Source organism: Micromonospora salmantinae (assembly GCF_022230905.1).
Taxonomy (GTDB): Bacteria; Actinomycetota; Actinomycetes; order Mycobacteriales; family Micromonosporaceae; genus Micromonospora; species Micromonospora salmantinae.
Genome location: NZ_JAKKFG010000014.1, coordinates 144986 through 158301, shown reverse-complemented (window position 1 = coordinate 158301; position 13316 = coordinate 144986). Strand labels below are relative to the sequence as shown.

The window sequence follows — 13316 nt, the reverse complement described above, 5'->3', positions numbered from 1 at the left end:
ACGGCCTCGGGCCGACCCCGCTCGACGTGCCCTTTGCTCTGCACCCGCCGAGGCACCACCGGCCTACAACTGCATGGCGCATCCGCGGGTGCAGAGCAAAGGGCGGACCTTGCGGCACGGCCCAGTTGCGAGAGCATGGCCGCTGCCGCCGTCCGCTACACCTGCGGCACCGCGGTCTCTGCTCCGGCCGTCGATTCCTCCGCCGACGGTTGCGAGGTTGGGTCCGCCGCTGGGTTCTCCGTCGTCCCCGAGGTCGGCGGCGCTGTCGTTCCGCCTGTCGGGGCTGCCGTCGGGGCTTTCGTCGGCTCCGCAGGAGCGCTCTCGGACGCGGTGGGACCGGGCGCATCCGTAGTGCTCCCACCGGACGGCGTCGACGGATCCACCGTCCCCTCGCCCGGGGTGGGCGTCGGGGTCGGAGAGCCGGGCGCCCGGACCGGCATGCCGGCAGAACTGCGGGTGGCTGGTTCACCGCCGCCGACGCCGGGGCCCGGTTCCCGCTGGGGCGGCACCGTTGGCGACACCGCGGGCGGCACCACGGGAGGCGTCGACGGTCGCCCGGTCGGGCCGGGCATGATCCCGATGGGATCGGCGAGCACCAGGACGGCAGCCGCGGCGGCAAACGATCCGAGAAGCACCGCGAGCGCTCTGGGCCCGGAAGTGACGGCCCGGCCCACCGTGCCGCCGAGGGCAGACCGCCGGGCGGCCGTTACCTCGGTTCGCACCCCGACCTCGGTCGCCCCGGTCGCGGTGGACGGCAGGTGGTCAGACGGGGCCGCGAGCGTCTGCGCCGCCCTGGCCATGGCCGCTGCCGTCGGAAAGCGATGGGCGGGCTCCTTGGCCATCGCGGTGGCGACCACACGCCGGACCTCCGGCGGAACGTCCTCGGGCAGCGGCGACGGTTCCTCTTCGAGATGCCGCAGCGCCACCGCGACGGCATTCTCGCCCTCGTGCGGTGGCCGACCGGCGAGGCAGTGGTAGACGACAGCCCCCAGCGCGTAAATGTCGATCGCCGGTGTGGTCTCGTTCTTCGCGACCTGCTCGGGCGCCATGTACAGGGCGGTGCCGACGATCTGGTTCGTTCCGGTCAGGCTCGTCGCCTCCCGCGTCACCGCAACACCGAAATCGACGAGTACGACGTGCCCGTCCGGCTCGATGATCAGATTGCTGGGTTTGACGTCCCGGTGCACGACACCGGCGTCATGCGCGGCCTGCAACGCACGGGCGGACTGCGCGGCGATGGACATCGTCTCGGCCACGTCCAGCCGGCCGACCTCGGCGATCCGCTCCGACAGGGGCTGCCCCTGCACGCATTCCATCACGATGTAGGCGAGGTCCAGCGCTCCGGACTGGGACACCTCACCGTAGTCGTAAACCTGGGCGACACCTGGGTGACGCAGGGCTGCCATGGCCCGCGCCTCGCGCCGGAACCGCTCGCCGAAGCCGCCGTCGGTAACCAACCGAGGTTGCAGCATCTTGATCGCCACGCAGCGGTCGAGGGTTTCGTCGACCGCCCGCCACACGTCACCCATTCCGCCGCTGGCGATGCTTTCGACCAGGCGGTAACGGTCTCCGACGACTTGCCCCACATTCGGCATAGCTTTCGGTACCCCGGACTCCTCGATCTCAAGCACAGCGAGGCTGGGCACCGCGCCGCGTCGGCGCACCGCACGAGAAACCCGCCCCGCCACTGCCGGCGGGGCGGGCTCGTCGGCCGTCTACGACCCGGTCAGCTGTTCAGCCTGGCAATCAGGGCGGTGGCCATGCCCTGCTCACCTCGGGCGTTGGGGTGGAACGGCGCGGCCGAGTTCTGCGGCACCAGACCCTCGACCCACCGGGTGCCGCTGCCCTTGCACGCGTCGCGGCCGATCGACGGGGTGTAGACGTCGGCGTAGGTGGCGCCATTGGCGCTCGCGACGCTGGCCAGCATCGCGTTGAGCGACTTCTCGACGCCACGCAGGTACGGCACGTCCTGGTAGGCGATCGGAACGACCGGCCAGCAGCCGTAACCGCTGTCCGGCAGGATCGCCGGATAGCCGAGCACCACGACCCGCGCGCCCGGTGCGGCCTGCCGGACCGCCTGGAGCACGGCGGTGATCTTCGGCGTGGCGGCGACGATCCGCGCCTGCAACTGGTCGACACCTCCGGCGGTGTACCGGTTCTTGCACGGAGATCCGAGCGGGCTGCTGACGCTCGCCTCCGCGCAGTCGCCGATGATGCCGGAGAAGCCGATGTCGTTGCCGCCGATCTGCACCGTCACCAGCGACGTGTTCGACGTGACCGCGTTGAGCTGCGGCGGCAACGTGATGCCCAGTTGACCGCTACCGCCATAGAGGATGTCGTCAGTGGTGGCGCCGGAGCAGCTCACGTCGGCGAACGACGACGAGCCGGCGGACGCCGCCACCAGGGACGGGTAGTTGCGGTTGGACCGCAGGCAGTTGAGGTCGACCTGGGTGGGGATCAGCGGACCTGCGGTGTACGAGTCGCCCAACGCGACGTAACGGCCGGTGGGCACGGCGGCGCTGGCGGGGGTGGCGACGGTGAGCAGCACGCCGGCGGTGGCGACGGCGAGTGCGGCCAACCGGGTGGCTGCCCGCAGGCGGGGCAGGCGGGGACGGGTCATGGCGCCTCCCAGGAGGGGATCAGGGTGGTGGTGCCCGAGATCCTGTCGCCGCCGACGTCAACCGTCAATATCGATAGACCTCACTAAATGCCCGTCCGGAGTGTGGGATACATCAGTGGTGATCAATCAAGCGGTGCGTAACCGACCGAAGTCGGTGCCGTGCCCGGCGCGTAGATCACGCGAAGGACGCCGGTCGGGAACGCCTCCGACGCCACCAGTCGCAGGTGGTACGCCGCGTCGCCCTCGTCGAACAGCTTGCGACCCTTGCGCGCGGCCACCGGATGCACCAGCAGACGCAGCTCGTCGACCAGGCCGGCGGCCAGCAGTTGCTGCACCACGGAGATCGACCCGGGGATGAGGATTCCCCGGACGCCGGCATCGGCCTTGAGCGCGCTGACGGCGTCGATGAGGTCCCCGTCGATCAGCTCGGAGTTACGCCAGGAGAACTCCAGCGGCTGGCGCGAGGCGACGACCTTGCGCATGTCGCCGAGTTGCTTGGCGAACGGTGCGTCGTCGCCACCGGCGGCCTCCCGGTCGGGCCAGGCCCCGGCGAAGCTGTCGTACGTCTCGCGGCCGATGAGCAGCACGTTGGCGGCGTCATAGTCCTCGGTGACGGCGCGGCCCATGTTCTCGTCGAAGTACGGGAAGTGCCAGTCAGGGTCGATCTCGGCCACACCGTCGGCCGAGATGAACAGCGTGGAGATGACCTTTGCCATCGCGGGGGCCCCTTCGAGTCGGGTGATGTCGGTAGGTCGACCGGCGCATCGTCCCAAACTCGTCAGCCACAGGCCGCCCCGCTGCTGCGTGTCGTATCCCGTCTTTGTCCGGGGCGGGCTCGGCGTGACGCCGAGCCCGCCCGTTACGGATCAGTCGAGCGTGATCAAACCGGGCGCTGCAGGGTCAGCAGACCCGGCCGGTACGGCAGGAGGCCGTAGTCGCCGCCGGAGTTGGGGGAACGACCTTGGTAGAGCAGTTGCAGGTTGCAGGGGTTGACGGTCATGGTCTGGTCGGCGTTGGTGCGCAGCAGCTCACCGTGGCTGATGTCGTTGGTCCAGGTGGCACCGCTGTTGGCCTTGCCGGCGAACGGGTTGCTCTCGCTGGTGGCCTGCGGCGTCCACGAGCCGCCCAGGCTGGTGGCCGTGAACGAGCGGAAGTAGCGTCCCTGCGAGCCGATCGCCTCGACGATCATGAGGTAACGGTTCTGGCCCTGGAGCTTGTAGACCTGGACGGCCTCGAACAGGTTGTTGGTGGTGTCGCTCATGATGGTCGTGTAGTTGGAGCCGAAGCTGCCGGGGAAGTTGCCGATCGGCATGCTGGCCCGGTAGATCTTGCCGTTGTCCCCGGCGAAGAACAGGTACATGTTCTGGTCGTCACCGATGAGAGCCTGGTCGATCGGGCCGGTGCCAGAACCGGTGATGCTTCCGCTGAACAGGGTCTGTGCCGCGGACCAGCCGTTCGGGTTGGTCGGGTTGGTCGAGGTCCGGTAGGAGAACGCAGGCCCACCCCACTGGTAGGCGAGCACCCAGATGTTCTTCGGCGCGAAGAAGAACAGCGACGGCGCGACTGTCGCGTTGTTCATCGCGTTCTGGCTGGCGGAGGCCATCTGCGAGTAGTTGGTGAAGAGGCCGAAGTTCATCGAGCCCCACCGGGTGCCGTTGTCGTGGGTGGTGGCGTAGACGAGTTGCTGGCCGTTGTAGGGGGCGACGGTGAAGTCCTTGAGCGACACCCAGCCGGACCTCGGGGTCGCCAACACCCCGGTGGAGGACCACCGGTACGTCGAGGGAAGGTTGCACGTCGGCGGCGGGTCGGTCGGCGGTGGGGTGGTCGGTGGCGGGGTGGTCGGTGGCGGGTCGGTCGGCGGCGGAGTCGTCGTGCCACCGGTGCAGGTGACACCGTTCAGGGCGAAGCTCGTCGGGTCGGGGTTGCTGCCCGTCCAGGACCCGTTGAACCCGAACGACACAGTGCCGTTGGCTGGGATCGCAGCGTTGTAGCTCACGTTCTTCGCGGTCACCGCCGACCCGCTCTGCGTCAGCGACGTGTTCCAGGCCTGCGTCACCGTCTGTCCGGCGCCGTACGACCAGGTCAACGTCCAACTGCTCAACGGGTCACCCAGGTTCGTGATCGCCACGTTGGCGCCGAAGCCGCCCTGCCACTGCGACGACACGGCGTAGTTCACCGAACAACCCTCGGCCGCGGCACCGGCCGGCAGCGCCGCGACAACTGTCGACGACACCAGTAAGCCGACGCCGGCCGCAACCAGACCGACATTGGTGGCTCTGGATCTGGTCATATAGCACCCTCCTCGCGGGACGGCGGCCTATACATTGGTGGTGGTCGCTGAGCGGTGACCGATTGTGAGCGTTAACAGGCCGCGTCAGGTATGTTACGGGAGCGCTCCCATGCACTCAACAGCATCTATCTCCCGTTCTCAGCTACGTCGACTTCGCCGGCGCGGCTGGCCCGCCAGCGACCTTCCTCAGACGACAGTGAGGGTGAGAACACCGAACTGGTTGCCCCGCTGCACGTAGTGCGGCAGATAGAGCTTCCACGTCACGCTCAGCTCGCGCCCGGCCCGCATCGAGGCCGGCACCTCGGCGACCATTTCGAACACGGCACTGCCGCCGGCGGGGATCTGCGGGAGCGCGCGGCAGTTCAGCCGGTACAGCTGGGCCGAGTTCACCGCGTCGTTTGTCGCGTCGCCGAGAGAGAACCGTTCCATCAGGAAGCCCGGGCAGGGGTCCAGCACGAGGGTGCCGTCGGTCGGGTTGCCCAGCCTCACCCGGAAGGTGAGCCGCGACCCGGCGACGGCGGTCGTCGGCCCCTGAACAGCGACGGTGAGCTTTTCGAGCGGCGACGACGGGGGCTTCGACACCGTCACCGGCTCGGTGAACCCGCTGGCGGACCGCGTCGACGTCCCAGTCCGCCCACCGCAGCAACCGCTGCATCCCGCCCGGCGACACATCACCGGCCTGCTCCGCGAGGGTCCAGCCGTTCTTCCGGCCCAGGCCCGACACCAGGCCGCACAGGTACTGGCGCACCCGCCGCCGCGGTTCCGACCGGCGAAATCGAGGCCCGATCCGGGCATGCAGGCTGTCCAACTCCCCGTGCCAACGATCAACATCAACGTCCGTCACAGGCACACCAACGAACCTGACCCGAAGGCGGTTAGCTACTGCCGTTGCCGCGCTAGCCAACTACGGGGCAGGCAGGTAGTCCTGCCTGCCCCGGCATGGCCCAGCCGTGCTGGCCGGGTTGCGGGCTAGCGCAGCGATCGGAACGTCTCGCGGACGTCTTCCGAAAGCAGCTGCGGCTGTTCCCACGCCGCGAAGTGGCCGCCCCTGTCGTGCTGGGCGTAGTGGACGAGGTTGGGGTACGCCTGCTCCGCCCAGCTCCGGGGCACCCGGTAGATCTCGTCGGCGAAGGTGCTCACGCCGACCGGGACCGTCACTCCCTTGACGGCGAAGAAAGGGAGTTTGCTCTCCCAGTACAGCCGCCCCGAGGACACCCCCGTGTTGGTGAGCCAGAAGAGCGTGATGTTGTCCAGGATGTCGTCGCGCGTGAGGTCGCTCGGATTTTTCAGACGCTTCTCCAGAACCTGCTGAACGATGCCGGGCTGACCGGCCCCGTCGCCGTGGTCGATCATGAAGGCGGCGAGGTCGATCGGTGAGTCGGCCAGCCCGTAGAGCGTCTGCGGGCGCGTCCCCATGATCAGCCCGTACGCCACGTGCGACCCAAAGAACTTGAGCAACTGCTCGTACGTGCTCGACTCCTCGTCGGAGAGACCGGACGGCGTCGGAGTGCCGACGAAGGACGCCACGAAGAGGTCCGGCGGAATCGCGCCGGCCATGTTGGTGTGGATGCCGATCAGCTCCGGCGGCGCCGGCTCGGCGGCCGCCGGGTCAGCGCGGCCGCCGGCCATCGCGTCAACGACGATCGCGCCCCAGTCACCGCCCTGCGCCACGAAGCGCGTGTACCCGAGCCGCTTCATGATCTCGACGTAGGCCTTCCCGATGTGCACGGGATCCCAGCCGGTCGTGGTCGGTTTGCCGGAGAACCCGTATCCGGGCATGGACGGGATCACGACGTGGAAGGCATCTGACGCGCTCGCGCCATGCGCCGTCGGATCTGTGAGCCGGCCGATGAGTTTCAGTTGCTCGATGATCGATCCTGGCCAGCCGTGGCAGACGACGATTGGTAGCGCGTCCTCGTGCTGCGAGCGAACGTGGATGAAGTGGATGTCCAGACCGTCGATCTCGGTGACGAAGTGGGGGAACTCCTTCAGCCGCGCCTCGCACTTGCGCCAGTCGTAATCATTCGCCCAGTAACGAGCGAGGTCCTGCATGAGCGCGAGCGGCACGCCCTGCGAATCATCATCAACGGTCTCCTTCTCAGGCCAGCGCGTGGCCTTGATGCGCGCGCGTAGGTCCTCAAGGTCCGCCTCGGAAACCTCTATCTTGAACGGCCGCACTTCTGCGCCGCCTGTTCGCGCTTGCGTCTTGCCAGCCACGCAGGCTCCCTCCCGCCTAGAATGCCCTTGAAGTCGCCGCCCGACCTTGTGTCAGGCCAGCGCCCCCATTTGCTCAGAGCGTAAGACGCGATCTCCTTGTCCGGAGCCATACGAGCAATCCGCCCGGCCTCGCGGGGAGTCCGGGCATCTCATAACGCAACGGCAGTAGGCGAATCGTCTTCGGGTCGGTCCGTTGGTTGCCTGTGACGGGCGCTGATGATGATCGTTGGCACGAGGAGTTGGACCGGTCGCATGCCCGGATCGGGCCTCGGGTTCGCCGGCCGCGCCGCCTGGTCGCGATGGCGCCGACGACACCAACACCATGCCCGAAACTGCCACTACCGACGACATGGCTACCCCTGACCAACTGCCGCGCAGTACTAGGGCACGCTCGGACCTCGACGGCCCTCCCGCGCAGGCTTTCACCACCGCCCTCAAGGGCAGTACAGCTAGCCCGCATATCGGCAGCCGTGCTCAGCGCCGGTCAGTCTCCGGTGGGCCCGGGGCCCTCGGCGATCGCGACGGGAGTGCCGAGCTCGACGGTACGGGAAACGGTGCACAACCGATCGTGCGACTGCTGCAACGACCGGGGCAGCGCCGCACGGGCCGCGTCGCCCTCCGCGCCCTCGGGGAACGTCACTGTGAACTCGACCCGCAGGTTGCGCATCCGGTTTCCGCCGGCCTCGTCGCGGATCTTGTCGCCGGTGACGGCGACGGCGAACCCGGTCGGCTCGGCACGACGACTGGTGATGTGGTCCACATCGACAGCGGTACAGCCACCGATGGCGGCCAGCAGCAACTCCACCGGCGTGAAACTGCCGTCCTCGCCCGTGCCCAACGACACCGAGCCGCCACGGGAGTTCCGCACGACGTAGTTGCCCAGGCTGGTGCGCTCGATCGCCACCGAACGGAAGGTGTCCTCAGTCATGACAGAAAACTACAGGCCGCCGCGATCACGAGTACATGAGATGCAGCGTCATCCCGGCGTCGGCGTGCGCCAGGTTGTGGCAGTGATTGGCCCACATTCCCGGGTTGTCGGCCCGGAACGCCACCTCCCACACCTCGCCCGGACGGACGTCGAACGAGTCCAGCCACAACGGGCTTCCGGCCGCCGGTTCTCCGTCGCGGGTCAGCACCAGGACGTGGTGGCCGTGCAGGTGCCACGGGTGCACGACCTGCGACCGGTTGACGATCGTGAACCGTACGACGTTGCCCAGGCGTACGACCTGCGGTGGGATGTCCGGGTCGGCCGCGCCGTTGACGGTGTGGGCGTACCGCGGTAGCAGTCTGCGCAGGTCGAGGCCACGATCGAGGACGAGGGTGAACGTCTTGTCGAACCGGGACCAGGGCACCGGAGCGGTCGCGCCGTAGCCGAGCGGATCGAGCACCGGCCAGGCGCCGGTCGCCGTCGACACCGGGCCGGTCGAGTAGACCGCCCGCCCGTCGACGAACAGCGCCACCGGGGTCGCCGGCGCGTCGAAGACCAGGTCGTAGCGGCCCCCGGCCGGGATCAGCACGGCGGTGTCCACCAGTGGCGTCGGGCCGCGCAGGTCGACGCCGTCGATCGCGGCCACCCGGAACGCGGTCCCGGCCAGGGCGTACCGGTGCGTCGTGCTGTCGGTGTTGATCAGCCGCAACCGCACCGGCAGGCCGGCGTCGACCTGCTCCACTCTCGGCGCGGGCAACGGACGGCCCGCCAGGGTGTGCACCGGCACTGTGACGTCGAGGCCGGTCACCGGGCCCGGTCGCACCACCAGCACACCGTAGAGACCCATCCGCACGCCGACATCGGAGGCCGAATGCGTGTGGTACCAGTACGTTCCGGCCTGGTCGGCGCGGAACCGGTAGACGAACTCCTGCCCGGGCCGCACCGCCGCCTGCGTCACCCCGGGTACCCCGTCCTGATCGTTCGGCACGTCGTACCCGTGCCAGTGCAGTGTGACCCCGCGCCCGATGTCGCGGTTGCGTAGCGTCACCTCCAGGACGTCGCCGACGGTGGCGGTCAGCTCCGGTCCGGGGACCTGCCCGTTGAACGCCCACGCCGCGACGTTCCGGCCGCCCGCGTCCACGGTGGCGGTTGCGGCGGTCAGGGTGAACCGCCGGGTGGGTTCGTCGGCGATCCGGGCCGCCGGGAAACCATGATCATGCGGTACGGCGGGTGCGGCGCCCGGGGCGACGGTCAGCCCGGTTCCGGTCAGCAGCGCCGCGACCGCCACCACGAGGGCCACCCGGGACACCGTTCGGGACGGGCGCGCACCGAGCGCACGCGCCGAGATCACCGTGGCCGCCACGACCCCGGCGACCGCGAGCAGCCCCGCCCCGGCCGACGCCGGGTAGCCGTGCAGGATCGTCACGAGCAGGGCGCTGCTCGTGGCGTACCCGGCGAAGAGCAGCGGAACCGCGACGGCCCGGATGTCGCCCGGGGCCCGCAGCAACCGCGGACCGGCGACGCCCACCGCCGCGAGCGACAGTGGGGCCGCGATGAGGACCTTCTCCGCGGCGAACCACCAGCCGGCGCGGGCGAGGGCGGTGATCGTGATCGCGCGGGCGAGCGTGGCGAGCAGCGCGACGGCCGCCAGTCCCAGTGCGAGCGGGCGGCGACGGGCGGCGGACGCGGCGCCACCGCCCAGCCAGGCGGCGGACGCGAGGACCGCGATCACGAGGTCGGCCACGAGCAGCGACCCGGTGGTCACGCCGGCTCTTCTTCCCGGGTGACCAGCCGAGCCGCGCCGGCGGGAGCCGGGACGGCCAGCTGTCGCGCCGCGCGATGGACGCCGACCACGACGTGCACCGCGATGATTCCGTTGAGCGCGTGCAACCCACCGATGGTCAGGCCGAGCGGGGTGCTGACACCCGACGCGTCGGTGGACGCCTCGGCCAGCATGGCGATGATCGGCTGGAGGAGGACGAGGCCGATCGGCACGATCGCCAGTCCGATGACCTTTCCTGGCGCCTTCGCCAGCGCGGCGAACACTGCGGTGAGCACTGTGAGAATCGGGATGACCGCCATGCCGTTGACGCTGTGCAGCGCGTACGCGTCGTCACCGGCGGGTCTGGTGAACCCGCCCACGGCGGCGAGGACGAACTGCACTGCGAACGCGACGAGCAGCACGGCGCTGACGATGACGAGAGCCTTGCGCATGGGTTACCTCCTAGAGGCGCGCCGAGGCGAGGGCCCGGGCGACGTGATCGGTGGCCGTGATCGCCCCGTACGCGACCAACCGCACGAGGTCGGCATCGGCGGGGTGGGAGAGCCGCCAGAGAGCGACGTCGCCCGGGCTGATCGCGCTGGGCGCGAACGCCGCCAGCAACGCGATCCGGGTCCCGATGCGGTCCCTGCCGGGCACGTCCCGGACCAGGTCGACGGCCCAGTCCGCGGGCCGGGCCGGGAACCGCCCGTCCTCCCAGCGCACGGTGGCCGTGACGGTCCGGCGCGCCACGTCGCCCAGCAGCAGGTCCCCACCCAGGTTGGCGGCGTTCCGCAGCGACGCGTAGGCGACGCCCACCGGGCTGTCCCCCGCCCAGGCGGGAGGTGATGCCGCCGGGTCGGCGTCGAGAAGCGGAAGGCTCCGGCCGGGCTCCTTCGACTCCCGGGCCGCCTTGGCGTAGAGCCGGCCGCCGACCGAGCGCACCAGCGGGGAGCGTTGCAGGCCGCCGGGGAGCAGATCGGGGTCGAGCAACGCGGAGACGACCCGGTTGATGAAGTGGAAGGCGAGCAGGGTGCCGGTGATCTCCGGGCCGTGGGTGCTGGTCCAGTCGGCGGCTCTGGGGCTGCGGCTCGCCTGCGCCCAGCCGACGAGCGCGGCGTGCCTCGGCTCGGCGGGCGTCTCGCCCCGGGCGACGGCCTCGGCCAGCCTCGGTGCGCCCAGCGCATGCAGCAGCAGCACGTGAGCGTCGACGCAGAACTGACAGCGGTTGGCCCGGGACACCGCAGCCGCGACGAGTTCGCGGTCGACCCGGGGAGCGTCCCCGGCGAGCAGCGCCTCCCGCATCAGCGCCCAGGTCGCCGCCAGCACCTCCGGCACGGCCGAGAGCGCCTGGAAGGTCGGCAACGGCCCGAGAAAGTCGTCGCGCAACTGTTGGTAGACGGCCCCGGTGCGGCCGGTGACCGCCCTCGTCGGCGTGGGGGTGAAGAAGCGGTATGTCATGGGCTCGATGCTTGTTCCGGCGGGCCGGGAAAACGTCGTGCCACCGCAGACACTTGCGCTGCCGCTCATACCGCATCCGTGGTACGCCGCGGGTACCACGCGCGCGGGATGCTCCACCGACGACGGCCGTTCTACAGTGCGACCATGCGCCGTGACCTCCCGTACGCCCTCGGCGGTCTCGCCCTCGGCGTCCTTCTGCTCGGCAACGCCGTGCTCACCCCGGACGCCGGGCCGGTCGAGGTGCTCGACGTCGCCCTGGTCCTGGCCACTGTGGTGGCCCTGGCGGTGTGCCGGCGCTACCCGGTGGTGGCGCTCGGCGTCGTCACCGTCGCCATGCTGGCCGTTCACGTCCGGGTGCACCCCGGGGTGTCCGCCGCGTTCCCCGTCCTCTGCGCGGTCTACGTCAGCGCCTGGCAGGGACACCGGGCGGCCGCCGTGGCCAGCCTCGCCTTCCTCGGCAGTTTCCTGGCCCGCGACATCTCGATGGCGCCGGCCGGCCGGCCAGGTCAACTGGTCGCCGAGCGGACGGCCCTGCTGCTCGGCTGGTTCGTGGCGGCCAACGTCGCCGGGCTTGTCGCCCGGCAGCGTCGGGCGTACCTGGAGCAGGTCGAGCAGCGGGCCATCGAGGCCGAACGCACCCGCGAGGAGATGGCGTTGCGGCGCGCCGGGGAGGAGCGCCTGCGCATCGCCCGAGACCTGCACGACTCCCTGACCCACAGCATCTCGGTGATCAAGGTGCAGGCGGGGATCGCCGTGCACCTGGCCCGCAAACACGGGGAGGAGCCGTCGGCAACGCTGCTGGCGATCCAGGAGGCCAGCGGCGCCGCGATGCGGGAACTCCGCACGACCCTCGACGTCCTCCGCGCACCGACCGACGGCGATCGGGTCGGGCTGGCCCGGGTGGACGAGCTGGCCGAGCGGACCCGGGCGGTCGGCGTACCGGTGCAGGTGACCGTCACCGGCCAGCGCGGGGACCTGCCCGACGAGGTCGACCAGGCCGGGTACCGGGTCATCCAGGAGGCGCTCACCAACGTGGCCCGCCACGCAGGGCCCGCGACCGCGCACATCCAGGTGGAGTACGCCCCGGCGGGGCTGACCGTCGCGGTCAGCGACGACGGTCAGGCGTCGCCGGCTGAGCCGCTGACCCCGGGCGTGGGCCTGCGCGGCATGCGGGAGCGGGTCAGCGCCCTGGGCGGCACGCTGCGGACCGCCGCGCGCGACGACCACGGGTTCACCGTACGGGCCACCTTCCCGCTGGACGGCCCGCGATGACCGTCCGCCTCCCGGAGGAGCCGGGATGATCCGGGTGCTGATCGCCGACGACCAGGCGCTGATGCGAGCCGGCTTCCGGGCACTGCTCGACGCCGAGGACCATCTGGAGGTCGTCGGTGAGGCGACCGACGGCACCTCGGCCGTCCACCTGTCCCGGTGTCTGCGCCCGGACGTCGTCCTGATGGACGTGCAGATGCCGGGCCTCGACGGTATCGAGGCCACCCGGCGCATCGCCGCCGATCCCGACCTCGCCGCGATCCGCGTTCTCATCCTCACCAACTACGGGCTCGACTCCTATGTGTTCGCCGCCCTTCGCGCGGGCGCCAGCGGCTTTCTTCTCAAGGACGCCGACCCCGCCGACCTGCTGCACGCCGTCACCGTCGTCGCGCGCGGTGACGCGCTGCTCGCGCCGACCGTCACCCGCACCCTGATCAGTGAGTTCGTGGCCGGCCCACCGCCGGCCGTGCCGACGGCCGGACGCGACGTGCTGACCGCCCGGGAGCAGGAGATCGTCGAACTGGTCGCCCGAGGGCTCACCAACGACGAGATCGCCGCGCGCATGGTGATCAGCCCGCTGACCGCCAAGACACACGTCAACCGGGCGATGACGAAGCTGCACTGCCGCGACCGGGCCCAGCTCGTCGTGTGGGCGTACGAGTCGGGGCTGATCACGCCGCGTCGACGGTGATCGCCGTCTCCGAGACAGGAGTCGACCAACCCCCCGTGGGAACATGAGGGAGGGTCGACGCACTAGCATTGCCGCCGTCCG

Annotated in this window: 12 protein-coding genes and 1 pseudogene; 2 read left to right on the top strand and 11 right to left on the bottom strand. The window is 70.3% G+C overall.

All coding sequences use genetic code 11. From position 1 onward, the window contains the following. Positions 1-155: 155 nt before the first annotated feature. From PSH03_RS13835 to PSH03_RS13785, 11 genes and pseudogenes are all read right to left on the bottom strand, one after another. Entirely contained in the window at positions 156-1595 is a 1440-nt protein-coding gene (locus PSH03_RS13835) for a serine/threonine-protein kinase (RefSeq protein ID WP_255750555.1), read from the bottom strand. Between the two features lie 131 nt (positions 1596-1726). Beyond that, a complete protein-coding gene (locus tag PSH03_RS13830) occupies positions 1727-2620 on the bottom strand; it encodes an SGNH/GDSL hydrolase family protein (RefSeq protein ID WP_210781184.1) in 894 nt (297 codons plus the stop codon). Between the two features lie 122 nt (positions 2621-2742). After that, a complete protein-coding gene (locus PSH03_RS13825; protein ID WP_238689357.1) occupies positions 2743-3336 on the bottom strand; it encodes a dihydrofolate reductase family protein in 594 nt (197 codons plus the stop codon). A gap of 164 nt (positions 3337-3500) precedes the next feature. Beyond that, positions 3501-4910, bottom strand: a complete 1410-nt coding sequence (locus PSH03_RS13820; RefSeq protein ID WP_238689356.1) for a glycoside hydrolase family 62 protein — start codon at positions 4908-4910, stop codon at positions 3501-3503. 186 nt (positions 4911-5096) lie between these two features. Further along, the gene (locus PSH03_RS13815) at positions 5097-5492 is read right to left on the bottom strand and encodes a hypothetical protein (protein ID WP_238689412.1); all 396 of its coding nucleotides are present in this window, start codon (positions 5490-5492) and stop codon (positions 5097-5099) included. Between the two features lie 16 nt (positions 5493-5508). After that, positions 5509-5754, bottom strand: a pseudogene (locus tag PSH03_RS13810) (IS701 family transposase); the annotation flags it as partial. 125 nt (positions 5755-5879) lie between these two features. After that, positions 5880-7127, bottom strand: coding sequence for an epoxide hydrolase family protein (locus tag PSH03_RS13805; RefSeq protein WP_238689355.1), 1248 nt, complete (start codon positions 7125-7127; stop codon positions 5880-5882). A 484-nt stretch (positions 7128-7611) separates the two neighbouring features. After that, positions 7612-8055 (bottom strand): OsmC family protein, encoded by a 444-nt coding sequence (locus PSH03_RS13800; protein ID WP_210781189.1) that lies wholly within the window; start codon positions 8053-8055, stop codon positions 7612-7614. Between the two features lie 25 nt (positions 8056-8080). Beyond that, on the bottom strand, positions 8081-9820 hold the full coding sequence (locus PSH03_RS13795) for a multicopper oxidase family protein (RefSeq protein WP_210781190.1): 1740 nt from the start codon (positions 9818-9820) through the stop codon (positions 8081-8083). Continuing rightward, positions 9817-10269 (bottom strand): DUF6220 domain-containing protein, encoded by a 453-nt coding sequence (locus PSH03_RS13790; protein WP_238689354.1) that lies wholly within the window; start codon positions 10267-10269, stop codon positions 9817-9819. The genes PSH03_RS13795 and PSH03_RS13790 overlap by 4 nt, the downstream gene beginning before the upstream one ends. 10 nt (positions 10270-10279) lie before the next feature. Further along, a complete protein-coding gene (locus PSH03_RS13785) occupies positions 10280-11275 on the bottom strand; it encodes a carboxymuconolactone decarboxylase family protein (protein ID WP_238689353.1) in 996 nt (331 codons plus the stop codon). 144 nt (positions 11276-11419) lie between these two features. On the opposite strand from PSH03_RS13785, the gene PSH03_RS13780 reads away from it, so the two are divergent. Together PSH03_RS13780 and PSH03_RS13775 are read left to right on the top strand one after the other, a co-directional pair. After that, entirely contained in the window at positions 11420-12547 is a 1128-nt protein-coding gene (locus PSH03_RS13780; protein ID WP_238689352.1) for a sensor histidine kinase, read from the top strand. A 25-nt stretch (positions 12548-12572) separates the two neighbouring features. Continuing rightward, on the top strand, positions 12573-13235 hold the full coding sequence (locus PSH03_RS13775) for a response regulator (RefSeq protein WP_210781194.1): 663 nt from the start codon (positions 12573-12575) through the stop codon (positions 13233-13235). Positions 13236-13316 lie beyond the last annotated feature (81 nt).